Annotated in this window: 12 protein-coding genes; 10 read left to right on the top strand and 2 right to left on the bottom strand. The window is 47.0% G+C overall.

Annotation, left to right across the window (positions count from 1 at the left end):
• The first annotated feature begins 146 nt into the window (after positions 1 to 146).
• The gene (locus QUA02_RS02065; protein ID WP_333024913.1) at positions 147 to 9,977 is read left to right on the top strand and encodes a tetratricopeptide repeat protein; all 9,831 of its coding nucleotides are present in this window, start codon (positions 147 to 149) and stop codon (positions 9,975 to 9,977) included.
• 69 nt (positions 9,978 to 10,046) lie between these two features.
• Here QUA02_RS02065 and QUA02_RS02060 read toward each other — a convergent pair whose 3' ends face one another.
• Positions 10,047 to 13,250: a glycosyltransferase gene (locus QUA02_RS02060; RefSeq protein WP_333024911.1), complete on the bottom strand. Its 3,204-nt coding sequence runs from the start codon at positions 13,248 to 13,250 to the stop codon at positions 10,047 to 10,049.
• A 189-nt stretch (positions 13,251 to 13,439) separates the two neighbouring features.
• Here QUA02_RS02060 and cobA point away from each other — a divergent pair, with 189 nt between their 5' ends.
• The 9 genes from cobA to QUA02_RS02015 all read left to right on the top strand — a co-directional run bounded on the left by cobA (position 13,440) and on the right by QUA02_RS02015 (position 20,014).
• Positions 13,440 to 15,020: a uroporphyrinogen-III C-methyltransferase gene (gene cobA, locus QUA02_RS02055; RefSeq protein ID WP_333024909.1), complete on the top strand. Its 1,581-nt coding sequence runs from the start codon at positions 13,440 to 13,442 to the stop codon at positions 15,018 to 15,020.
• 135 nt (positions 15,021 to 15,155) lie between these two features.
• Positions 15,156 to 15,347: a DUF2281 domain-containing protein gene (locus tag QUA02_RS02050; RefSeq protein WP_333024908.1), complete on the top strand. Its 192-nt coding sequence runs from the start codon at positions 15,156 to 15,158 to the stop codon at positions 15,345 to 15,347.
• Positions 15,334 to 15,726: a type II toxin-antitoxin system death-on-curing family toxin gene (locus tag QUA02_RS02045; RefSeq protein ID WP_333024906.1), complete on the top strand. Its 393-nt coding sequence runs from the start codon at positions 15,334 to 15,336 to the stop codon at positions 15,724 to 15,726. The genes QUA02_RS02050 and QUA02_RS02045 overlap by 14 nt, the downstream gene beginning before the upstream one ends.
• 272 nt (positions 15,727 to 15,998) lie before the next feature.
• Positions 15,999 to 17,189: a trypsin-like peptidase domain-containing protein gene (locus tag QUA02_RS02040; RefSeq protein ID WP_333024904.1), complete on the top strand. Its 1,191-nt coding sequence runs from the start codon at positions 15,999 to 16,001 to the stop codon at positions 17,187 to 17,189.
• 87 nt (positions 17,190 to 17,276) lie between these two features.
• Positions 17,277 to 17,855 carry a Uma2 family endonuclease gene (locus tag QUA02_RS02035; protein WP_333024902.1) on the top strand — a complete coding sequence of 193 codons (579 nt, stop codon included), beginning with the start codon at positions 17,277 to 17,279 and terminating at the stop codon, positions 17,853 to 17,855.
• 39 nt (positions 17,856 to 17,894) lie between these two features.
• The gene (locus QUA02_RS02030; protein WP_333024899.1) at positions 17,895 to 18,473 is read left to right on the top strand and encodes a Uma2 family endonuclease; all 579 of its coding nucleotides are present in this window, start codon (positions 17,895 to 17,897) and stop codon (positions 18,471 to 18,473) included.
• Between the two features lie 91 nt (positions 18,474 to 18,564).
• Positions 18,565 to 19,185 (top strand): hypothetical protein, encoded by a 621-nt coding sequence (locus QUA02_RS02025; RefSeq protein ID WP_333024897.1) that lies wholly within the window; start codon positions 18,565 to 18,567, stop codon positions 19,183 to 19,185.
• Positions 19,186 to 19,230: 45 nt separating this feature from the next.
• Positions 19,231 to 19,869: a restriction endonuclease subunit R gene (locus tag QUA02_RS02020; protein WP_333024894.1), complete on the top strand. Its 639-nt coding sequence runs from the start codon at positions 19,231 to 19,233 to the stop codon at positions 19,867 to 19,869.
• Complete coding sequence (locus QUA02_RS02015; protein ID WP_333024892.1) at positions 19,859 to 20,014, top strand: hypothetical protein; 156 nt, start codon at positions 19,859 to 19,861, stop codon at positions 20,012 to 20,014. The genes QUA02_RS02020 and QUA02_RS02015 overlap by 11 nt, the downstream gene beginning before the upstream one ends.
• 110 nt (positions 20,015 to 20,124) lie before the next feature.
• Here the strand turns inward: QUA02_RS02015 and QUA02_RS02010 are convergent, their stop codons facing one another.
• Positions 20,125 to 25,287, bottom strand: coding sequence for a CHAT domain-containing protein (locus QUA02_RS02010; protein WP_333024890.1), 5,163 nt, complete (start codon positions 25,285 to 25,287; stop codon positions 20,125 to 20,127).
• Positions 25,288 to 25,331 lie beyond the last annotated feature (44 nt).

Genomic DNA, 25,331 nt, shown 5'->3' with positions numbered 1-25,331 from the left:
CTCGATTTGGTAAAAAGTGTTTTTTAGGAGTGTGAGCGTCTCGCTCGCCAGCCTCTCCAGAAGGAAGAAGGAAGGAATAGTTAACAAATTAGAACCAGTTGGCAATTACAAGTTAGCGAACTCCCAAACAGCAAAGACAACTAACTATGGCTTCTCAAAAAAAATCTCGAAAAAATGCCGAAAAACTGAGTGCAGAAGACTCTTTGAAAGTAGCTTGGGAACATCACCAAGCGGGACGTTTGTTAGAAGCTGAAAATTTGTACCGGCAGATCGTAGAAGTGCAGCCGGAATCAGCAAACGTGCTGTGTTTGTTGGGAATAGCGGTTAGACAGCAGGGAAAAGTTGCGGAGGCGATCGGCTTTTACGAACGAGCGATCGCCCAAAATCCCGATTTTGTAGAAGCACATTTAAATAAGGCTCAGGTTTTGCTGGATACAGGCGAGTATCAAAGGGCGATCGTCAGTTACGAACAAATCATCAAAATACAGCCAAATTCCGCACTAGCTTACAATAATTTGGGCTGGATCAAACAGCAAATCGGCGAAATAGACTCGGCAATTTTATATTACCAAACAGCGCTCCGGCTCGACCCCAACCTGCACGAAACAGCGCACAATTTAGGACATTTATTTAAACAAAAAAATCACTTAAACGAGGCAGTCGCCTGTTACCGGCACGCTTTACAAATCAATCCAAAATTGACATATTCTCTGATGGGGTTGGGAACAGTTTTGCAACAGCAGGGTAAATTAGCCGAAGCTTTCAACTGCTACCAGCAAACTGTAGAACTAGAGCCAAATAATCCCGAAGCTCAGAACAATCTAGGAGCCTTTTATTACGAAAAAGGCAATACAAAAGCAGCAATTTCACACTACCAGCAAGCATTGCAACTGAAGCCGGATTTTGTGGAGGCTATTAACAACCTCGGACACGCTTTTGTCGATCGGGGGCAATTTCAAGAGGCTTTTTCTTGTCACTGTCGAGCCTTGGAATTGCAGCCCGACAACCCCACCGCACACCTGGAATTAGCTTTAACTTTGCTATTGTTCGGAGATTTTCAGCGCGGTTTTGCTGAATATGAGTGGCGGTGGCGCACTCGGCAACTAAAACCGAGGCAATTTAAACAGCCGATTTGGGATGGTTCGGATTTGCAGGGGAAAACTATTTTACTGCACGTAGAGCAAGGCTTCGGCGATGCGATTCAGTTTATTCGCTACGTGCCGATTCTTCGCAGCCGAGGCGCTAAAGTTATGGTGGCTTGCTATCGAGAACTTATGCGGTTGTTTGCGACAGTTGCTGACATTGAGTATCTATCAGTTAGTTTGGAAGGTTTGCCAGCATTTGACTTTCACGCACCGCTGATGAGTTTGCCGAGAATTGTGGGGACAACTCTGGAAACAATACCGGCTAATGTTCCTTATTTAGCTCCGCCTGGTGAGTGCAAGTTTGCGCTTTCTTCTGACGCAAAATTGAAGGTAGGGATTGTTTGGGCGGGGAATCCTAAACGGCGGAAAGACACTCAGCGTTCTTGCAGTTTAAGCGATTTTCTGCAATTTTTGGATGTTCAGGGAATTGCTTTTTATAGTTTACAAAAAGACTTGTCAGAGAGCGATCGCACTTTGTTGAACCAGCACTTAGTGCCGGATTTGAGCCCGCATTTGAGCGACTTTGCTGATACCGCTTCTGCTATATCTCAACTGGATTTAGTAATCAGCGTCGATACCTCTGTGGCGCACTTAGCCGGTGCTATGGGAAAACCGGTTTGGGTGCTGCTTTCTTTTGCTCCTGACTGGCGCTGGCTGCTCGATCGCGAAGACAATCCTTGGTATCCAACTGCAAGGCTTTTTCGCCAAAGTCAGCCGGAAAGTTGGCAAGAATTGTTTGAGGAAGTGCAGGCGGCTTTGAGTTTATTTGCGATCGCCAATACTGCTAGTTATTCCGAAGACTCGGCGCACGATCCGTGTGACTTCGTTTCGATCGCAATGACTGTTAATCATACGGCTTCCCTCGATTCAGTGGCGCTGCAAATGGCAGACGAAAGCCTGGTTGACGAGAGCAAACAAAAATTTGTCATTGCGGCGAGCGAAGCGTTAGCAAATTGCACCGCAGTCCACCAATCGCAGGGGATTGAGACATCTGTGGCGATCGCAGCGGTTGGCGAGAATTCGGTTGTTTTAGAGGATTTATTGCGGCAAGCAGAACATTTAATGGAAACAGGGGATAAGCAAGAGGCGATCGCTCTTTACGAACAAATCATATGTCTTGACCCAAATTGCGTGCAAGCGCGGATTAATTTTGGTTTTCTCAAGCAAGAAAATGGCGAGTTAGACGCAGCTATTCCGCATTACCGAGAAGCTTTAGCCCTCGATCCAAATATTCCTCAAACAGCTTACAATTTGGCACAGATTTTTGAAGAACAAGGTGAAGTGGAAGAGGCGATCGCGCATTACGAACAAGCTCTTGTCGCTCAACCAGATTTTGTGCCCGCACTGATTAATTTAGCGGTAGCGCTACAAGAAAAGGGCGAACTTTTAAGGGCGATCGAGCTGTACCGGCGGGCGCTGGAAATTCAGCCGCATAGCTGGGAAGCTTACAACAATCTGGCAACAGTGTTGCAAGAACAGGGCAATTTAGAAGATGCGTTGGAATATTATCACAAAGCTCTAGAATTGCTGCCGGATTTTGTGGAAGCTATCAACAATTTAGGCAGGACGTTTTTGGAAAAAGGCGCGGTAAAAGATGCGATATCCTGCTACAGACGGGCAATTTATTTAAGTCCAAATCACGCTAGCGCTCACCTGAATTTGTCCTTGGCTTTGCTGTTGGTGGGAGATTTGGAAAATGGTCTCGCCGAATACGAGTGGCGCTGGCAAATCAAAGAATTTCAAACTAATCATTCCTGTTTTTTGACTGGGCCGGAAAATACTGTTTCGGCGAGAGAATACCGGCCGCTGTGGGACGGTTCTGATTTGCAGGGAAAGACTATTTTGCTGCACGCCGAACAAGGTTTGGGCGATTCGATTCAGTTTATCCGCTACGCTGCGATCGTCAAAAATAAAGGCGGTAGAGTAATTGTTGGCTGTTACCCGCAATTGCACCGTTTGTTTGCAGCGGTTGACGGCATCGATTTGCTCATAGTTAGAGGTGAGCCGCTGCCGGAATTTGACGTGCAAGTGCCGATGTTGAGTTTGCCGTATGTTCTCGGTACAAAGTTGGAAACAATACCGGCAAATACTGCTTATTTGTCGCCGCCTGCGGGTGCTGAATTTGCGCTTTTGCCCGATCGCAATTTGAAAGTTGGGATTGTCTGGGCGGGGAATCCAAAACACCGCAAAAATATGCAGCGTTCTTGCAGTTTAAGTCAGTTTCTGCCGCTTTTGGACGTTTCGGGGGTAAGTTTTTACAGCTTGCAAAAAGAGGTTCCCGATGCCGATCGCGCGCTGTTGAATGGAACGCAGATCGTAGATTTGAGTCCGCATTTTGACGATTTGGCCGATACTGCTGCTGCGATCGCCAAACTGGATTTAGTCATTAGTGTCGATACCGCTGTCGCCCATTTGGCGGGGGCTTTGGGCAAACCAGTGTGGATTTTACTGGCGTTTTCGCCGGATTGGCGGTGGCTGCTGGAGCGCGAAGACAGTCCTTGGTATCCGACTGCGTGGCTGTTCCGCCAGCATCAGCGGGGCGACTGGGATGGTGTTTTCGCTCGGGTGGCTCAAGCTTTGGGCTGCCTGGTTTCCGCAGCATTTGTGCCGTCGGATTCGGCGGATGCAGAGTTTCGGTTGGGGCGAGATTTGCAGCAGCAAAGCCAGTTTCGCGGTGCGATCGAATGTTACGAGCGGGCGATCGCGATCGAACCCAATTACGCGGCCGCGCACAGCAATTTAGGTGTTGTCAAACAGCATACTGGCAAGCTCTCAGAGGCGATCGCGCACTACAGACAAGCCCTCTTCATCGACCGGAATGTGGCGGAAACGGCGAGCAATTTGGGCAGCGCGCTCGCGGAAGCAGGGGAGACTGAAGAGGCGATCGCAGAATACGAGCGGGCGCTCAATTTGAACCCGAATTGTGCGGAAGCGCTGATTAATTTGGGCCTGTTGCGGGAAGAGCAAGGAGATGTCGCGGAAGCTGTAAGGTTGTACGAGCAAGCGATTCAAGTCAATCCCAATTGCGCTGCTGCTTATTTGAATTTGGGAATTGCTTTGGAGGAACAAGGGGAGGAAGGGGAAGCGGGCGCGAATTACGAACGGGCGATCGCGAATTACGAACGCGCGATCGCGATCGAGCCAAATTATTTCGATGCCTTGCACAACTTAGCATACGCCTCGCTGCGACAAAGCCGAGTTGCAGATGCGATCGCCTACTACGAGCGAGCTCTGACGCTGCAACCGGATTTGACCCAAACCGATCTCGCGATCGGGAGTTGGCTGTCAAACCAAGATCGGTTAGATGAGGCTCTAGTTGTTTGCCAGCAAGCGATTCAGAAATTGCCAGCCTCTGCTGAGGCTCGCTGCAATCTGGGAATTGTCCTGTACAAACAGGGCAAAATTGAAGATGCGATCGCCTGCTACCAGCAAGCTTTGAGCCTGAAACCTGACTTTCCTGAAGCTTTAAACAATCTCGGCAAAGCTTTTGAGGAAGCGGGAAAAATGGCAGAGGCGATCGATTTTTACCGTCGGGCGATCGAACTCAAGCCCGGTTATCTCAATCCCCTCTACAGTTTGGCAAGTGCTTTGCACGATCGGGGACAATTTGCGGATGCTGTCACCTATTACAGCCAAGCAGTTAAATTCAATGTCGCTAGCCCCGAAGCTCACCTAAATTTAGGTTTAGCGTTGCTGCTGGCGGGAGATTTTCAGCGCGGTTTTTCCGAGTACGAATGGCGGCTGCTGGTGCAACAAAAACAGTTTCCGCGCCACAACTTTCAGCAGCCGGTTTGGAACGGCCAAGATTTGCAGGGAAAAACAATTTTGCTTTGCCCGGAACAGGGTTTAGGCGATGCAATTCAGTTTATCCGCTACGCAGATTTAGTCAAGCAGAAAGGCGGTAGGGTAATTGTTTGGTGTTTGCCGCACTTGCAGCGCTTGTTTGCACAAGTTGCGGGAATCGATGAGTTAATAGTTAATCCAGAGGATGCGCCGGATTTTCAAGTGCGCGCGCAGCTAATGAGTTTACCTCACCTTCTGGGAACAACTTTAGAAACTATACCGGCGAATGTTCCTTATTTAGCTCCGCCGCCCGGTTTGGAATGTACTATTCGCCAAACTGCTAATTTGAAAATAGGGATTGTGTGGTCTGGAAATTCTCAACATTCCCAAAATAAAGTGCGATCGTTACCGCTAAATTTGTTGTCCAAACTGTTAGATATTCCGGGTGCAGAATTTTACAGCTTGCAAAAGGAAATGACAGCAGGCGATAGCGCTTTGTTAGAGCAAATGCCCGTAACAGATTTAAGCTCTAAATTGTACGACATGGCCTATACCGCGGCTGTAATATCGGCTCTGGATTTAGTGATTTCTGTAGATACTTCTGTGGCGCACTTGGCCGGTGCTTTGGGTAAACCCGTGTGGATTTTGCTGTGTTTTGTACCGGATTGGCGGTGGATGTTGCAGCGCGAAGACAGTCCTTGGTATCCGACTGCGCGGCTGTTTCGCCAGTCTACAGCGGGGGATTGGGAAGGAGTTTTACAAGAAGCTGCTTTGGCGCTGAGAGAAAGAATTGGTCAGCATCAAGAAGGGCAGTCGCCAATAGAAACTCAGACCAATATTGAATTATCTCAAAAACAGTTCAATCGGGGAAATATTCTCAAAGCGCAAGGAAGATTTGCCGAGGCGATCGCTTATTTTAAAAATGCTTTAGTTTTGCAGCCGGATTCGATAGAAACTGCAACTAATTTGGCAGTGACGCTGCACCAAACAGGCGATTTAGCCCAAGCTGCCACGTATTATCAGCGCGCGATCGAAATCGACCCGAACTGCGCTCAAGCGCAAAATAACTTGGGCATTTTGCTGCAAGATCGAGGCAATATAGCCGAGGCTGTAACTTGTTTTCAAAAGGCGATCGCCCTGAATCCCCTGTACGTCAAAGCTCTCAACAACCTCGGCGCGACACTCCAGCAGCAGGGCGAGTTGCCGAATGCGATCGCGTATTTTCATCAAGCACTTTCCGTCAATTCTAATTACGTGCCAGCGCTGGTAAATTTGGGTGCGGCGATGCAAGCAAAATCTCAGCTAGATGAGGCAGAACGCCTTTACGAGCGTGCAATTGAAGCAGAACCAAACAATCCTGCTGGACACTATCATCTGGGAACATTATGCTTGCGTGCGGGCAAACTAGAACAGGCAATTTCTAGCTTGGAACTAGCCATATCTTTGCAGCCAAATTATGTAGAAGCTATTACTAATTTAGGCAGTGCTGTCGAACAATTAGGAGACGTAGATAGAGCAATTTTGTGTTACAGTAAAGCTATCGAAATTGATGCAAATTGTGTTAAAGCTCACTTCAATTTAAGCTTAGCCTTGCTGTTGACTGGGGACTTGCCGCGCGGTTTAGCAGAATACGAGTGGCGCTGGCAAACAGAACAGGCGAAAACAATGCAGCGGTTGAATTTTGATCGGCCGGTTTGGGATGGTTCAGAGTTGAACGGGCAAACTATTTTGCTCCGATCCGAACAAGGTTTGGGCGACGCAATTCAATTTGTGCGATACGCGGCAATTGTACAGCAAAAAGGCGGCAAAGTAATCATTTCTTGCTATCAAGAACTGAAGCGTTTATTTAAGCAGATTCCTGGCATCCAACAAGTGGCGGTTCGGATGGATGAATTGCCGGATTTCCAAGTGCAAGCACCGCTGATGAGTTTGCCGCATATTCTGGGAACAAATTTAGAAAGTATACCGGCAAATGTTCCTTATTTAGCTGCGCCGCCGAATTGGCAATTTTCCCTAAATTCCGTGAAGCGCAGCTATCCCGTAGGGAATCGCAACTTTAAAGTTGGGATCGTGTGGGCGGGAAGTTCGGAACATTTGAAGGATTTTGTGCGATCGAGCGATTTAAGCTATTTTCTGCAATTGTTAGATATTGCGGGTGTAAGTTTTTACAGTCTTCAAAAAGAAGTGTCGGCGGGCGATCGTACTTTGTTAACTCAAATTCGGGCGATCGATCTGAGCGACAATTTGAACGATTTTGCCGATACTGCGGCGGTGATATCGCAACTGGATTTAGTAATTTCTGTGGATACTGCTGTCGCGCACTTAGCGGGTGCTTTGGGTAAACCCGTATGGATTTTGCTGTCTTTTATGCCGGATTGGCGGTGGATGTTGGAGCGCGAAGATTCTCCTTGGTATCCGACGGCGCGGCTGTTTCGCCAGCAAACACCGGGCGATTGGGTGGGAGTTTGCGATCGGGTAAAAATAGCTTTGCAAGAGTTAACAAGCTCCTTGGTTATTGCGAGCGAAACAAATCAATCGCCCAGCCTCATCACTCCCAACGCAATCACAGAAATTGACGTGCAATTTCACATAGCAAATGCCTTAGAAAAACAAGGTAAAAAAGCAGACGCAGCCGCTCGCTACGAACAAGTAATTGCCGCCTCACCCCGCCACGCAGAAGCCCACAGTTATTTAGGTTATTTCAAACAGGAAAATGGGCAAATAGCCGAGGCAATTTCGCACTACCAACAAGCGCTAGAAACCAATCCAAACCTGAGCGAAACGAATTTATATTTAGGTTGCGCTCTCGAAGAACAAGGAAAAGTTATCGAGGCGATCGACTTCTACAATAAAGCAATTCAACTACGTCCCAACTCGCCAAATTGGCGCTTGAGACTAGCCTTAGCTTTGCTTTTAACTGGAAATTATGAGCCTGGTTTTGCGGAGTACGAATCGCGCTGGCAAACTCAAGAAATGGAACCCAGACATTTTGCCCAACCACTTTGGGACGGCTCTGATTTGCAGGGAAAAACAATTTTATTGCACCCTGAACAAGGTTTGGGCGATACGATACAGTTTATCCGCTACGCGCCTTTAGTTAAGCAAAAAGGCGGCAAAGTTATGGTGGCTTGTCATGTCTTGCTGAAGCGTTTATTTGAAGGAATTGCAGGAGTCGATCGAGTAGGAGTCCGGCCGAGCGATTTGGTAGATTTTCAAGTGCACGCCCCGCTGCTAAGTTTGCCTCGAATTCTGGGAACAACTTTGGAAAATATACCGGCAAATATTCCTTATTTAGCTCCGCCGCAGGATTTTAAATTTTCTCTAGAACCGAACAATCAACTAAAAGTAGGTATTGTGTGGGCGGGCGGCCCGCTGCACCGCAAGAATCATCAGCGATCGTGTAAATTGAGCGATTTTGTGCAATTTTTAGATGTTGCGGGAGCGACTTTTTACAGCCTTCAGAAAGATTTGTCAGCGGGCGATCGCACTTTATTAAATCAACAGCAAATTCAAGATTTGAGCGAACATTGCGTCGATTTTGCCGACACCGCAGCGATTATTTCGCAACTAGATTTAGTAATTTGCGTAGATACTTCTGTGGCGCACTTGGCTGGTGCTTTGGGCAAACCCGTCTGGATTTTGCTGTCTTTCATACCCGATTGGCGGTGGATGCTGGAGAGCGAAGACAGCCCTTGGTATCCGACTGTGCGGTTGTTTAGGCAGCAAAAAGCGGGTGATTGGGATGGAGTGTGCGATCGAATAAAAGCAGCCTTAGAACACTTAATCTCTACTCGTTTCCAGGCTCAGCCTGGTAACGCAGATTCTTATGCTCAGCCTCAAATCCAACCCCCACAAACACCCCCGCAAATTACAGGAATCGGCATTAGTTGGCCCCTCAGCATCACCAGCGGTTGGGGAATTTACGGCATGAATTTAACACTGCAACTACTGCGAAATCCCGCCTGGCAAGTTGCACTTTTAGTACCGCCATCCATCACCTCAGAATCCATCAATCCCCTGCACAAACCGCTGTTATTACCTGTAGTAGAAAAGCAGAAAACTTTTCAGGAATTAGTAACCGCAAATTCAGACAAACAGATTACCTGCAACTTTCCCATACTTTACGGTTTAGGCAATAATTTAGAATCGTCGGGAATCGAAAATCAAATTACCAGCGCTTGTCAAGTCGGAGTCATATTTTTTGAAGACACGCGAATCACAGCAGAAGCACTAGAAAAAGCCAAAAAATATAGCGCAATCGTCGCCGGTTCTAACTGGAATGCGGATGTTTTGAGAAGCTGCGGCTTGACGAATGTTGCGATGCTCAATCAAGGAATTGACCCGGCCATTTTCCATGCTGCACCCAAATCTAATCTATTTGGCGATCGCTTCGTCATTTTCTCTGGCGGCAAACTGGAATATCGCAAAGGCCAAGATATTGTAATTGCCGCTTTCAAACGATTTCGCGCCAAACATCCAGAGGCTTTGTTACTAACAACATGGCACAACTTCTGGCCTCAGTATATGTTGGGAATCGAACAAACCGGAAACGTTGCCGGACTTCCCAATATCAACCGCGACGGAAGTTTAGGAATTGCCCAATGGTTAGTGGCTAACGGTTTGCCGACTGACTCTTTTATCGACATCGGCTTAATTCCGAATCACCTCGCCGGACAAATTTTGCGAGAAGCCGACTGCGCTGTTTTCACCAATCGCTGCGAAGGCGGCACTAATTTAGTCGCAATGGAAAGTATGGCCTGCGGAATTCCTACTATTTTATCAGCAAATACCGGGCATTTAGATTTGATTTATAGCAACATTTGCTATCCTTTATCGAGTCAAGGACGAGTTAAACCGACCGATCATTTTTCCGGTGTAGAAGGTTGGGGAGAGTCTGAGGTTGAAGAAGTTGTCGAGGCTTTGGAACAAGTTTATACTAATCGCGAAGAATCAAAACGTCGCGGTTTAGCTGCGGCTAATTTTATGCTAGATTGGACTTGGGAAAAACAAGTTAAGCGCTTTCTTGATGTTATTGCGATATGTAGATAACACTAAAGTTCTGACTGCAAACTTTCGGAAAATTGTTAGTAGTAAAGACTTTAGTCCTTATAAAAAAGATTAATTTGCGATTGATTCCAATAGTTTGTTAGCACTGTTTACACTTTCAATATCGTATAGTTCTGGATTGTAAGAAACAATTTGTGCTACCAATTTATGATGGTAACTTTGAGCAGTTTCATTCCTAGAACCATGAACGTGACGATAATTAAGAACTATTTCTCTCGTTCCCAAAAAAGGAATGCTATGTTTGTGACAATTAACCCAAAATTCCCAATCCTCATAACCTTCTTTCATCTCTGCTTTATAACCATTGACCAAATTCCAAACTGATTTGTGATACAATGAAGACGTGCAAATCATATTAGATTGTTTGATCTTTTTTGGTGAATATAAATCATAACTGGGTATTGTGTGATTTTCATTGCCGCCAAAAAGTTGATAAGAACCAAATGCTATGCAAGGTACTTTGAATTTTAAACATATTTCTAAAAGACAAATCAAGGCATTTGGAGCTAAGATATCATCGGCATCTAAGGGCATTATGTATTCGCCGTTTGCTGCGGATATGCCAGTATTTCTAGCCATTGATATCCCTTGATTAGCTTGTTCTATTAGCCTAATTTGATGCTGGGGATTTGCTGCTATCAAATTTTTGGCTGCTGTGCTAGTAGTATCTAAGCTGCCATCATTGACAATGATTATTTCCCAATTTTTGTAAGTTTGATTGATAACGCTAGTTACTGCTTGCGACAAAAAATGAGATTGATTGTAGCAGGGAATAATCACAGATATTAAAGGCCGCTCTTCCAACTGCGGTGCTGCCACTTTTTTGACGTTTTCTGACTGTAATTTTTGGGCTAAATTTCGAGCCGCTTGTAAGCCGTAAAAATAAATCTTTGGATGAACAATCGCTAATAGATTTAAATCGGTATTTTGATACTCATTTACTAACCTCGGATATCCCGGCAAGTATTCTTGTTTAACAAAAATCAAGATATTCTGAGCGTACCAAGGCTCTACTTTGTCATTGTTCCATATTTTTTTTCTCAAGCAGTCAATAACTGCATAGCCCTTTTTCTGAAAGTAATAAACCCAATATTCTGGCCACTGTTCGTTAACGTGTTCGACGCCTCCTTGAAATGGTATCGCAGCCGAAAACAGAATCACCGGTGCTAGTTGAGTGAGAGAATTAACAAAGTTTTCGGCACAGGTAGCCGGCAAATTTTCCGCAACTTCTAGGGAAATTGCTAAGTCAAACTTTCTGTTTATTTGCAGCGGTTGCTTTAAATCGGCGGATTGGAACTGATTTAAAGGAATTTGTAAAAGAGTGCGATCGACATAATCGCCATCTATTCCCAAACAGTCCGCAATTCCCAACCTTTGAAAAGCAGCTAACCAACTTCCCGTACCGCAGCCTACATCAACAACGCTTTGAGGTACAGCAGGCTGCATCAATTCTAACAATAAAGGAACAATCTCTTTAGCAGAAGTGCGAGTGCCTTCTCCTATTAATTCGTAAAAATTTTTTGTATAAGATGACTGTTGGTTTTGATTGGCTTGGCTGGCTGTTTGAGAATTGCTGCTAACATCATAACCTTGCAAATGTGCTGGCAACTGCCAGGAAATATCGGGGTCGGGGTGATGTTTTACAGGCTCGACATTTCCCCGCCAAGCAGCACCCATAATTTGCATTGTTTGATAAATTACTGTATTCCATCCCCTTTCTTTCAAGTAATCTAAACCTTTAGCAACATCAGGAGCAACTAAATCGTGAAATAAAATTATCGCATCTGCCTCGGCAAATTTTTCACAAACAATTGCGTCATTTAACGGCCCCGATCCTCCGTGTTCTCCGTCAATAAAAATTAACGACCATTTGCGGTTGAATTGAGTGGCAAATTCTTCTACTCTTTGAGGGCTGTAGCCGGGTATTAGCTCGACTGATGTTTGAACGCCCGACGCATTTAGAGCACCTTGAATTGAATCGATTACACTTTGTCTGATATCTTCTCTTTCTAACAGCGGATCGACGACATCTAACTCAACTCCGGCGAGCGCTAAATGACAGGCTGACCAACCCAGCCAGCAACCTATTTCTAATGCTTTTTTACCTTTGAATTGCAGGGCTGTATTGTAAAGGATGTGGGCTTCGTCGCGATTCAAAAACCCGATGAATGGATAGCGCTTATCTGCATACCAATTATGCGGAACTTCCCGGCGCAAATAAGGCCAGTTACTCGTATTTGGATCGGCAATAATCATATTGGGGAAATAGGAGTCAGGTATAATTATTTGGAACCCTGGCGAGATATAATCCCCTGGATGTAATAAATTATTTTTGCTAATTTCAGGTTGTTGGTAAGTCATTTTGGGTTCTGGAAATATTTGTACTGCTTCCTGTTTTTTAGGTTGGTAACGGACGCTGATTTCCAGTATGTCGCCGTCAGTTGCCATCAATTTTACTCGGTCAAACTGCTGGCGTCCAGCTAAATGCAAAATACCGATCGCCTCCTGCGGCAAGTACGGCTCCACAAAACAGCCTCGCTGCTTGTCCCAAACCGGAAAACCGTTGAATATCCAATTGCACCAAGCTGGTAGCATTTCAGTGAGATTGAACAATTCCCCACTGTAAACAGCTAGGTTTAGGGCAAATTGATCTGTCATGACACAGCCCGATTTTTGCAATCCTTGATTGAGTTTTTCAGCCCATATTTGCCAGTGCAAAGCATCTTTTCGGAGGGCGAAAACTCCGGCATTTAATACCGGATAACTGTATAATTGATTGGCGACTTCTTCACCAAAGTTAGCTTCGTATTTTTTATAAACCCACTGCCAAAAATGAGGAAGTTGTCCGTACTGCTGCAAGCTTGCTCTGTGAACTTCGGGAACAATTGCCAGTCCCCGGCGGGATGCTCCTTCAACAAACAAATCAATGGCTCTCCAATCTTGAACCCAAGCATCTGCATCTATCCAAAGGTATATATCAAAATTGGGAAAGTATTTTCGCAAACAAGGTCTAACTAATAGCCCTTTTAAATGTTCGGGAGCTTCATTTCTGCCAGGAAAGTCAAAGTCCCAATCGGGCTTTTGAATGATATTAACTTGTGTTTCCAGCCACTGCAACTGTTCGCGAGTGCAGCCGAGATCGAAAAAGCCGATCGCCACATTAGCCCCCTCTGGTTTTTCTCGCACCGATAAAATAGTGCCTCGCACCAGTTCAAAGTAATTTGCATCGGCGGCCGTGATGATGATAATCTGCATAAATAGTAACGGGTGCATCTCGTTGGGTGGAGGCGCGTTTATTTAACCTGTTTGCACCGTTGAGGGGAAGGGTGAACCGGCCCCTACAGGTTGCTTGAAAAGTCTGATTAAATTATAGGGTAGGGTAGGGTGCGCCGAAGCACCGCAATATTCATAAAACTATACTATCGAGACGATCGAGGAGTAATTATGAAAAAAACAACAGGGAAAGTTTATCTAGTCGGTGCGGGGCCCGGAGATTGTGACTTGATGACAGTGCGATCGCAAAAACTGCTATCCCAAGCCGAAGTCTTAATCTACGACGCTCTCATCGACATCCCCCAACTCGAATTAATCCCAGCAAGTTGTCGGAAAATAGAAGTCGGCAAACGCGGCGGCAAACCATCGACTCAACAGCAAGAAATCAACCTTTTGCTAGTAGAACACTGTCACGGTGGCAAACAAGTAATCCGCCTTAAAAGTGGCGATCCGTTTATTTTTGGTCGCTCCAGTTCCGAAATTCAAGCATTGATCGCAGCGGGCTGCGAGTTTGAAGTAATACCCGGAATTTCATCAGCATTAGCCGCACCTTTACTAGCAGGAATTCCCCTGACAGATCCGGTAATGAGCCGCTGTTTTGCAGTGATGAGCGCCCACGAACCGGATGCTCTGGAATGGGAAGCATTAGTGCAGATAGAAACTTTGGTAATATTGATGGGAGGACGCAATTTAAGCGAGATTATCTGGCAATTGCAAAAGCACGGACGATCGCCCGAAACTCCGATCGCAATTATCCGAGATTGCGGCCGCCCCGAACAGCAAATTTGGCTCGGCACTCTCTCCAACATCGTACAGCAAACAGCAGGTCAATCTCTGTCGCCTTGCGTGATAATAATTGGGGAAGTAGTCAGATTGCGCGAATATTTAATTGGGTCAGAAAGCACAAATATGATGGATACACCAGTCACCGCTAACCACAGCCAATTGCCGCTAGCAGGAAAAACCATTTTAGTCACGCGATCGGTTTCTCAGTCTGCTGAATTTAGCGATCGACTCCAGCAACAAGGAGCCCGCGTTATCGAAATGCCCGCCTTGGTAATTGGGCCGCCGTCCACTTGGGAACCATTAGACAGCGCGATCGCACAATTGTCAAGCTTTCACTGGTTAATTCTAACTTCCCACAACGCTGTAGACTGCTTTTTTCAACGATTGCAAGCAAAGGGCAAAGACGCCCGCAGCTTGTTTGGTATTAAAATCGCAGTTGTCGGGAAAAAAACAGCAGAAAGTCTGCGATCGCACTCTCTACAACCCGATTTTATTCCCCCCAACTTTGTCGCCGATTCCCTAGTCGAAAACTTCCCCGACAACTTGCAAAACTGCAAGATTCTATTTCCCAGAGTAGAAAGCGGCGGTAGAGAAGTTTTAGTCAAAGAATTCACCGCCAAAGGAGCGCAAGTAATAGAAGTGCCAGCTTACCAATCTTGCTGTCCCGAAACTATCGCTCCGATCGCCCTAGCCGCACTCGAAAATCAAGCCGTAAATATCATAACATTTGCCAGTTCCAAAACCGTACAAAATTTTTGCAAGCTCATAGAACAAAGTCCGGAATTGTCGCGATATCAGGATTGGCTAAAAAATGTTTGCATCGCTTCCATCGGGCCGGAAACTTCTAAGAGTTGCTATAATTTGTTGGGTAAGTTAGATGTGGAAGCTAAGGAATATACCTTAGATGGATTGACTGAGGCGATCGTCGAATGGGTTGCAGAATATCAAAAATCACCCGGCGGTTGAAACCGCGCCATTTACGGGGACACTCAAAAATCACTCGGCGGTTGAAACCGCAGCTACAAAAACAAAGTCCGCGCAACGCGAGACTAAGAAGGGGAGATAAGTTGTAAACTGGTTGTAAGATAAGCAGAAAAAAATATGACGGCAAAAGAACAGCTTCTTCAAGAACTAGACCAAGTACCAGAACCTGTGCTGCTGAAATTGCTTGAATTTCTTCGTTCCTTAAAGACTGAAGAAGAACAACAAAAACTAGAAGCCAAAGCATGGCAAGCATATCTAGATTCAGAACGCGATAGAAAGGAGGTTTACCGTCGCCTTGCCAACTCCTAATTTTATCACCAAAAGTACGGTTCTCAGCATTCACGCCAGACAGATAGAGAGATTTGGCGGCACTCCCGGTGTCAGAGACGAAGGTTTGTTAGAGTCGGCTTTGGCTCAACCGCAAGCAACTTTTGGCGGTGAATATTTGCATCCGACAATTGCCGCGCAAGCTGCTGCTTATCTGTATCACATAGCGATGAATCATCCGTTTATTGACGGTAACAAGCGATCGGCATTTGCGGTGACGGATACCTTTTTGCGTTTGAATGGCTTCTATTTGAATCTGACGGACGATCGAGCATACGATCTAGTGATGCGAGTCGCACGGGGAAGTATCACTAAGGAAGAACTCAGTAGCCAGTTCGAGTTATGTATTATTGAGTTTTAATAAGTAAGTTGGGCAGCCTACGTTGAGATAAATTAAGGTGCGCGTCGGCGCACCCTAGGTTGAGATTAGTAATATCTGTAGGGAAACGGCATTGCCGTGTCCGGTGCCGGGAATCGAGGAACAAAAAAGCGAGTAAAATTATCACTAAAGAACAAAGCCGATCGCATCAAGCGTCAAATCACCAATAAAACTAAAAACAAAAAAAAGCACAAACCGCCGATCGCCCTTTCTCCCCCTAATTCCCGCTACCCAACTACAAATTACCAATAGCCATGAATATAAATTTTTCTCGTTACGACACCTTAACCACCCTGCTAGCAGGAACTACCGCAGCTTTAACCATAGTCATCAGCCAGCCCGCGATCGCCAAAACCCCCCAAGAAGTCGCCAGCATTGCCGGGCCGCTGACAGTACAAATTAACAGTTCCCTCGGAGACGGTTCTGGCGTAATTATTGCCAAAAAAGGCAAAACTTACACAGTTTTAACAGTCAATCACGTCGTAGAAAAAGCAGACGTGAAATACACCGTTCGCACGTCTATAGGCAAAAACTATCAAGCAACTGCAGTCACCCGCTTGCAAACAGCCACAACAGATCCGGATTTAGCCGTAGTCAAATTTGAAAGTCCCGAAGAATATCCAGTCGCGACGATCGCAGATTCCGATTTAGCCGTCATCGGCACTCAAATCTTCGTTTACGGCTATCCCGCTACCGGCGGACTTTTCGGCGCCGAACGAGAACCAGAACTCTCTCCCGGACTCGTTACCAGCCGCCCGCGCAACCGCCCGGAAGGTTACACTTTGCGGTATCAAGCCGTAACTTGGAGCGGCATGAGTGGCGGCCCAGTTTTTGACTCCGAAGGCCGAGTCATCGGTTTGCACGGACAAGGCGAATTCGGTTTTGCTCAAACCAGTTCCGGGGAAGTCGCCCCGATTAAAACCGGATTTAACGCAGCAGTTCCAATCAATACATTTATCGCAAAGCTAGTGGCGGCGGGAATAAACAAATCCGAGTTGAAAGTAGACAATACTCCCCCAACCAGCGGCCCGGTATCCACCGCCAATCCGCAAGACGCCCAAGCCTATTATTTTCGAGGACTTTCACTGTTAGATCGAGGAGATGCTTGGGAGGCGATCGCGGATTTCAACAGAGCACTCGCTTTCAAGCCCAAATATACCCCTGAATTGTATTTCAATATCGGTAATGCCCGCACTTTCATCACCGCCGGCTTGCCCCCACTCGAATCTACACGCGGTTCCACTGCTATTGAAGCATACACGCGGGCGATCGCAGCCAATCCCGGTTTTGCCGACGCTTACTACAACCGAGCTTTAGCTTACCTGGACAACCAAGACAAACCGAAAGCAATTGCCGACTTTCAGAAAGCTGCAGAACTTTACAAGCAAGGCGGAAGAACCAGCGCCTATCAAGACGCGCTCAGCAGAATCAAACAATTGCAGTAGAATTAGAAGTTAATAATTAAGAATTAAAAATGGGATTATACATTTTTAATTCTTAATCAACTTAATACAAACAGCAGGTAAATAACAATGACTGCTATCACCTTAAACCTCAATTCCCTTATCAAACTAACTTCCGAACAGTTTTATCTACTGTGCGAAGAAAACCCTGAATTGAAACTAGAACGCAGCGCCAACGGAGAATTAATTGTCATGCCGCCAACCGGAGGAGAAACGGGAAAAAGCAACTCAAAATTCAACTTACAGATTGGACTTTGGAACGAACAAACCGGACTCGGTGAAGCCTTTGATTCCTCCACAGGATTTACTCTGCCAAATGGGGCCGATCGCTCTCCCGATGCGTCTTGGGTAGAGAAATCGCGCTGGGAAGCTTTGACAACTCAACAAAGAGAAAAATTCATCCCGCTTTGTCCCGACTTTGCTGTAGAAATTCTTTCCCCGACGGACAGCTTGAAAAAAACTCAGGAAAAAATGCAAGAATATAGGGAAAATGGCTGCCGTTTGGGTTGGCTGATTAACCGCAAAAAACGGGAAGTTGAAATTTATCGCCCCGGTCAAGATGTGGAATTTTTACAATCTCCTCTCACCCTTTCTGGGGAAAATGTTTTGCCGGGATTTGTTCTAAATTTGCAAAAAATTTGGAATTAATTTGAGTTATCAATTGTTTTTAAATTTCAATAAAATGCTATGACTGCTATAACCTTAAATCTCAACTCCATAATTAAACTAACTTCCCAACAGTTTTACCAACTGTGCGAAGAAAACCCCGATTTAAAATTAGAACGCAGCGCCAACGGAGAATTAATCGCCATGCCGCCGACCGGAGGAGAAACAGGGAAACGCAATGTCAAATTGACTACACAATTGGATGTGTGGAACGAACAAACCGAACTCGGCGAAGTGTTTGATTCCTCCACAGGATTTACCCTTCCCAATAAAGCCGATCGCTCTCCCGATGCTTCTTGGGTAGAAAAATATCGCTGGGATGCTTTGACGCCCGAACAAAGAGAAAAATTCATCCCGCTTTGTCCCGATTTTGTCATTGAATTAGTCTCCCCCACCGACAGTTTGAAAAAAACCCAGGAAAAAATGCAAGAATACATCGAAAACGGCTGCCGTTTAGGTTGGCTGATTAACCGCAAAAAACCGGAAGTTGAAATTTACCGTCCCGGCAGAGATGTGGAAATTTTGCCATCTCCTCAAACCATTTCGGGAGAAGATGTTTTGCCGGGATTTGTGCTCAATTTGCAAAAAATCTGGAATTGATTTAACTGCTGTCAATTGTTTTTAATTTTGGAAAAGCACTAGGCTGCTGAGTAGCTACCGCCAATTACCAATTCCCCAAATATATTAAACTATGTCTTACAGCGAATTTAGCCTAGACAGAGTGGTGAAAACTTTTAACCTAACGACATCAGAAAAAATTAACTTATTTGCCAACTCTGCGGTCGCTCAATGCAGCGAAATCTTGATACAAACCCTCGAATACAACGTACCTTTAGCCCTAGCTATCAACACAGAAAAAGCGCGCTCGGAATTAATTATTGCTCCAATTTTGCTAGAACTGAGGAGGCAATTGCAAGATAGAATCAGTTTATTTTCAGGAACTGACTTTAATGTTGCACCTGAGTTGGGATTGAATGGAACTTGTGATTTTTTAATCAGCCAAGACTCTGAACTCTTGTTTATTCGATCGCCTGTTGTGACGCTAGTCGAAGCCAAGAAGGAAAATATTAACAGCGGTTTGGGACAGTGTGCAGCAGAAATGGTAGCAGCCCAATTATTTAACGAACAAGAAGGAAATAATATTCCCACGATTTACGGGGTTGTGACATCCGGCAACATTTGGAAATTCCTGAAGTTAGAAAAACAAGTTCTTAGCATCGATTTTATTGAATATTACTTGCAGAATATCCCCAAAATTTTAGGCATTTTATTGACAGAAATTTCTGCATCCTATGACAGCAATAATATCTGAATTTGCTATAATCGTAATTATACATAAGATTAGCCGGACTTAGTTATGGTTCAAACAATTCAAGCTAAAAATGTCACATTAGAAGAATTAAAAACACTTTTCGACCTGCAACTTGTCACAGACGACCAATTCTTCAGAGAATGGCAAGACGAGTTGCCAGAAATCACCGACTTTCAGAAACGCCAGCTAGATCAGATTAAAGCGGGTTACTTCAACTTGTTGGAGTATCCGCCGATGCTGGAAAAAACCATCAGTTTGTCGATCGTCTCTCCGCTGCTGTTCACCGGAGAATTTTACCTGCATCCATTTTATATTAAGCCGGAAAAATCAGTTGAAATTTCCGAAGAAGATGAAGGCGTTATCATCAAAGGCAGCATCGACACTTTAGTTTTAAAAGAGCACTTGTGGCTGATGGTAATAGAATCGAAACGAGTTTCGTTTTCGATCGAAGCGGGACTGGCGCAAATCTTAGCTTATATGCTAGCAAATCCCAATCCCGACAAACCTAGTTACGGCATGATTGCTACAGGTGGCAGTTTCATTTTTGTTAAATTAGTGAAAGGAGAATCACCTCGATATAGCACATCTAAGGGGTATCTCACCCGGAACCCCGGTAACGAACTTTATGATGTACTCCGAATCCTCAAACGCTTGAGTCAAATAGCAGCTAGCAATGAGTCATGAGTCATTAGTCATTAGTGAGTTTGGGCGATCGCCCCGATCGCCCTTTTCCTTCTTCCGACTTCCATCGGACTTCCATCCGTTATATCAATTCCGGCTGCACCGGAATGATATAGAGGACACGGCAGTGCCGTGTCCCTACAATTGATCGCGGTAGGGAGACGGCACTGCCGTGTCCTCCGTTTATATCATTCCGATGCTAACGGAATTGATATTACATCCGAAGAAAGCGAATCCGTTGCCGAACTTCCTTCAGAATTACCAAGGCGAACCGATCATTGTAAAAGCAGCCCAATAATAAGGATGCGACAAATTTCGATCGCCCCTGGCGGCCAACTCCGACGGCAAAGGCAGAGCTTGATTGTTGCCCGATCGCACCAAATAACCGTCTTGCAACCGCACTTCTCCCCGCAGCATCGCCAACTGCGCTTGCCGCAAAGCCTCAGCCTTAATCGGCGCCGTGCGCAACTGCTGGTAAAACTCAGTCATCAGCCCCAAAGTACCGACATCGCTGACATACCACAAACTCGCCAAAGCCGATTTTACCCCCGCGTGCACCGCCAACCCCGCAAACCCCAACTCAGCTTGTTCGTCTCCCACCGCCGTAGTACACGCACTCAAAACCAACAACTCCACCTGCGGGTTAGATAACTTCAACTGATCCAACTGATTCAACCGCAACTTAGTATCCCAAAACTGAATGTAAGAATTTTCCGCGCCCCCTGGCTGAAAATCGCCGTGAGTAGCTAAATGAATAATTTTGTATTGCGATTGATTGCGCTTCTCCTTCAAATTTGCCAAAGTAAAAGCTTCATTGAGAAAAGACGAACCCGGCCAAATCTTGCCCACAATTGTCGATATTTCCAGCGGCACCGCAGGCAAAGGATTTTGATCGTATTTGGCAGGAAAATTCGACGCACCCATCGCCAAAACTTCAGAACCCTTAACACCGGCATAGCGAGTATCAGTTAAACTCAAACTCGGAATCAGCCCCAAACTGTACTTTTCTACCAAAAACTGCTTGCCGTCGTAAAGAGCAGCCAAAGGCAAAGTTCGCAAACCGGCATCCATCGAAAACACCAAGGTGTCAATCTTGTTAGCATCCAATTCCGGTTGCAGCGGTGCAATTAACCACTCGTAAAGTTGTTTTGCTGGTTCCTGGTAATCAGAACCAGTCAATCTCCTGGGAGTTCTCACAGCATTAGTGAATTCTTTAGCAACTTGCAGCACTGTCTCGCGGCTAGCAGGCACGCTTTTAAAAACACTTTTGCCGTCTGGCAATAACAACACAAGTTCTAAATGTTTCTCTTTCGCCCACACGTAAACGATCGCGGGTTTAACTCCCGTCAAGCGATTGACGCTGCTGAGAGTATCTCGAATACTTTGCTGGGTGACTGACTTTTCAGTGAGATTGCCGCCAAAGTAACGTTCAAATTCCCGGCCCTGAACTCTATCCCTTTGCTGCACTGCGTCGATCGGATTTATTTGCCCGATCGAACTCGATCGAGAAATCTCAGGAACCCTCGCATTCCCGATACTTTCTGCTGTTACCGCACTCGCCGGCTTCTGTGCCGTTGCAGCAGCGCTGCCGTTTTCTGTCCCCACAGGCGCACCCTGATTGTCTTTGAACACCGACTGCGACAGCAGTACCGAGCCGGCCACAGTCTCGTTCGACCCCGCCTCAACAGACGCAGCAGCAGGTTCTGACGAGACATTTGCGGTACTGCCATGCGGCGCAGACGCGGAGGAGGCGAGACTGACCGGAGTCACAATTTGTTGAGAACTGCCTGTAGTTTTCAGTTCCACGCTGTTGGTAGTTGGTACCGCAGTCGGCACGCTCAGCAGTGGCCCGGTAGAAGTTGAGGAGGTGGCAGTGTTCGACTTTGAGTTTCCCGTCCCAACAGTCGCCGCCGTGCAGGTTCCCGACGAGCAAGTGCTTTGCAGCAGCGTCTGCGAACCCGATCGAACCAGCCCCTCTGTAGAAATGCTGACGCTGGCGCTAGAGGCAGCCGTTCCTGTTCCCGCAGCCCGAAACGCTCCCCCAGCCTCGATTGCCACATCGCCGCCCGTATTGCCGCGAGCTTTGATCGAAACAACTTCAACATCTTTCTGCCCGGTAATCTTGCTCGAACCGGCAGTTCCCGATTGCGAACTCGAGTTGATCACCCCTGTAACGATCGGGCCTGGCGCCGCAATCGAGATATCTCCCCCGCTTTTGGAACCGAAAGCATCGATGTTGCCCGCTTCTACCGAACCGGCGCTGCGGATGTTGATATCGCCCGCCGCCCCGGAAGCCGATCGAGATGAAACCGTACCAGCAGTCACGTTGCCTTGACTGCTAATGATGTTAATCCCCGCATTCGAGGTAACGTCTCCGACGGCTACAGTACCGCCCATCAGAGCGATTGTGGCGTTATCAGTTCCGACGATCGCACCCGTTGCCACGATCGCGCCGAGGCCATTGGGCGATCGAATCGTCGTCGAGTCTTGAAATGTCACCGCCGGGACTGGCGTTGAATTGGGCGTTGAATTGGGCGCTGTTGTTGCCCCAGCAATAGTTATCAGCCCGCTGCCGTCAGCGCGCCCGATCGCGATCGAACCAAAGCCGTTCCGCAGCGAGTTCAATTCCGCAGCAGTCAAATCCAAAGCCTCTGTCTCAGCAGCACCGGCAACAGTAATATTGCGAGCCGCATCTGTCGGTTGCAGCACCAGATTGCCGTTGCTGGCGATCGAATTATTGCCGCCCGTCAAGTCAATTTCGTTACCCGTCAGGGTAATATTTCCCCCCGTTTGCGAGCCGCCAGCTTGGATCGAGCCGGCAATAACCCCGCCGCGGCCAGTCAGCGTCACGTTGCCCGCGCGATCGCCCCTCGTGTCGATCGCCCCTGCACTCACCGTACCCTCTGCGGTAACGCTAACATCTCCCGCCTCCGAGCGTGCCACTTTGGAAGAATTGACAGAAGTGTTGATGCTGAGGGCAGTTCCAGTACGTAGCTGACCTGTTGTGACATTGCCCGCTGTACTGGCGATGCGAATTTCTTGATTGTTGGTAGTGATATTTCCGGTGCGGATATTGCCGTCACCTTTGAGAGTAATTGAGGCATTGTCGGCAAGAGTCAGGGAACTTGTGGTAGTGATTGTTCCCAAACCCGCCGGCGATTGAATAATTAGCGGGTCATAAAAGGTAAAATCGTTGGCAATCAGAATCGAACCGGTACCGTTGCTGCGGCCGATCGTAATTCCAGCAAACCCATTTTGCAAACTTCCGAGGTCGTTTGCCGTGAGATTCAAATAAATATTAGTGCCAACATCTCCAGAACCGCCTATCGCAATATTTTGACCGGGGTTCCAAGGTTGCAGTACCAAAAAGCCAGTGCCGCTGACTGAATTTTTGTTGCCTTTGAAATTAATTTCATTACCAGTCAAAGTAATGTTTCCCGAACCAAGGGCGACGAAGCTCACTCCCAGAACATTCTGAGCTGTCAAAGTTACATTTCCCGTCGCTTCCGGGCCGCTGGCATCAAGTTTTTGGGCCGTTACGTTCAGGCCTTCAAGCAAAATATTTCCGCTGCTGCCGGTGCTAGGATTCGATGAAGAAATATTGTTGGCAACGGTCGAACCCTGACTCGTTAAAATGACATTTCCGCCGTTGCTTGACAAATTGCCCGCAGTAATTTGATTTCCCGAAATGGCGATCGCACCGCCAGCCGTGCTAATTGTATCTCCAGAATTCATTGAAAAAACACCCGCGCCGCTGCGATCGGCATCTGCTCTCAATGTTACCGCTCCAGTAGTTGCTTGAAAGCTCAACTGATTGTCCGCCAAATCAGCAATTGTAATATCGTTGAGCGCTTCCAGAACCACATTTGACGTAGCCGACATACTTTCCAAAGCTCTAGCCGAAATAGTCAGCGAAGGCTCAGAATTGTTTGGCTGTCCTGGTGGCGTTCCTGTTGCCAAAATATTATTGTTAGCAATAATTGCCGCCTCGCCGGCACCTTCTGGGGAATCTGTAATTAAAATGTTCTCTGGATCTAGCAGCAAAGTCCCCAAACCGTTTGTCCCGGAGGTATCGACAGTACCGTTAAAAATCAATCTTTGCTTGCCCGAAATTTCCACAAACCCGCCCACACCTGCGGTTCCCGTTGCAGAAACGCCATTTGCGCTGATGCTGCCCAAAAAAGCTGTTGTGTTGTCAGCCCAGACAAAAACTCTGCCGCCGTTACCTGCGTTAGTTGCGTTGGCGGCGATCGAGCTTTTGCCATCCACGTAAGTCATTGTTGCATTCGGCACACTTCCCTCGCCTCGGTAATCTCCCCCGATCCGCACCGTTCCGCCGCCGTCGGGCCCCGAAGCCTCAATCTTCGCTCCAAACAGCCCTACCTTGTCGCCCAACACGTTGACGCTTCCTCCCGCGCCCCCCCTGGCAGACACGTCCGCATCACCCGATACCAGCGCAGTTCCAGCACCTACCGGCACTGTGATACCGCCCGTCAGCACGACTTCACCGCGATCGTTCGCAGTTATACCCGTAGCGTTAGCAACGCCTGGCCCCGAGAGCAGCCGAGGCAAACTCTGGGGAGAGAAGGGAACAGCTTCCGAGCCCGACACTCCCGCAGCCGGAGAAACTTCTAAATTCAGCAAAAGTCCGTTTTGACTCAACCGCACCAGATTTTCGCCTGGGACAGCGGCCACAGTAATCTGACCGCCAGGGGCTGAAAGTTGCCCCGTACTGATAACCGTGCCGCCCATCAAAGTCAAATTTTGCCCAGTTCCGACAGCCAAGTTACCGGCATTGACAATACTCCCGGACTGTGCGCCAAAAGCAAAAGCATTCGGCCCTCCGACTAAAGCCGCGTAGTCGTTCGCCCCAGTACCGTTAAACCAGCCGCTGTCAAAACCGATACCGGTAGCGGTGGTAGCAAAAAAAGACCCGGACACGTCGAGTCGGGCATTCGTTCCGAAAATAATCCCTGCGGGGTTCATGAGGAACAAGTTAGAATTGCCGCCGCTAACTTGAATTAGACCGTTAATTAAGGAAGCGTCGCCGCCGACAACGCGGCCGAGGATATTTTTAATGCTTGGGTTGGAGATGAAATTGGCAGTTTCGCCAGAATTCAGATTGAACCGAGTAAAACTGTGGAACAGATTTGCTCCGTCTCCCGAGGGAGTGCCGCCTTTAATGTCGTAGCGAGAGGGCGGCCCCGTGCGGGGCCCTGGGTTGACGGCGGTTCCGGTGCCGTCTGGGGCTGGAACAATAGATTGTGCCGCAGCAATTTGAGATTGGGGATAAATTGACAATATCACCCATCCGCTGCTGTTTTCTTTGAGGAAAACCAGGTTGGGGGAAAAATCTAATATCCAAAATCCGGCAATGGGAATTGCTGCCAGAATCGATCGCACAGCACGTTGAGCATTCATAAGTTTGCCTCGATCTAGACCTTGATTCGAGTTTAAAATTGAGA

Source organism: Microcoleus pseudofavosus SVA1_A4 (assembly GCF_036700565.1).
Classification (GTDB): Bacteria; Cyanobacteriota; Cyanobacteriia; order Cyanobacteriales; family Microcoleaceae; genus Microcoleus.
Note: the sequence above shows the minus strand (reverse complement) of the source record. Positions and strands in the feature narration are given on the sequence as shown.

Bases quoted from the DNA above. Each gene is read 5' to 3' on its own strand.
- QUA02_RS02050 (WP_333024908.1), top strand. From the start codon at position 15,156: ATGACGGCAAAAGAACAGCTTCTTCAAGAACTAGACCAAGTACCAGAA.
- QUA02_RS02025 (WP_333024897.1), top strand. From the start codon at position 18,565: ATGTCTTACAGCGAATTTAGCCTAGACAGAGTGGTGAAAACTTTTAAC.
- QUA02_RS02015 (WP_333024892.1), top strand. From the start codon at position 19,859: ATGAGTCATGAGTCATTAGTCATTAGTGAGTTTGGGCGATCGCCCCGA.
- QUA02_RS02035 (WP_333024902.1), top strand. From the start codon at position 17,277: ATGACTGCTATCACCTTAAACCTCAATTCCCTTATCAAACTAACTTCC.
- QUA02_RS02020 (WP_333024894.1), top strand. From the start codon at position 19,231: ATGGTTCAAACAATTCAAGCTAAAAATGTCACATTAGAAGAATTAAAA.
- cobA (WP_333024909.1), top strand. From the start codon at position 13,440: ATGAAAAAAACAACAGGGAAAGTTTATCTAGTCGGTGCGGGGCCCGGA.
- QUA02_RS02060 (WP_333024911.1), bottom strand. From the start codon at position 13,250: ATGCAGATTATCATCATCACGGCCGCCGATGCAAATTACTTTGAACTG.
- QUA02_RS02030 (WP_333024899.1), top strand. From the start codon at position 17,895: ATGACTGCTATAACCTTAAATCTCAACTCCATAATTAAACTAACTTCC.
- QUA02_RS02010 (WP_333024890.1), bottom strand. From the start codon at position 25,287: ATGAATGCTCAACGTGCTGTGCGATCGATTCTGGCAGCAATTCCCATT.
- QUA02_RS02040 (WP_333024904.1), top strand. From the start codon at position 15,999: ATGAATATAAATTTTTCTCGTTACGACACCTTAACCACCCTGCTAGCA.
- QUA02_RS02065 (WP_333024913.1), top strand. From the start codon at position 147: ATGGCTTCTCAAAAAAAATCTCGAAAAAATGCCGAAAAACTGAGTGCA.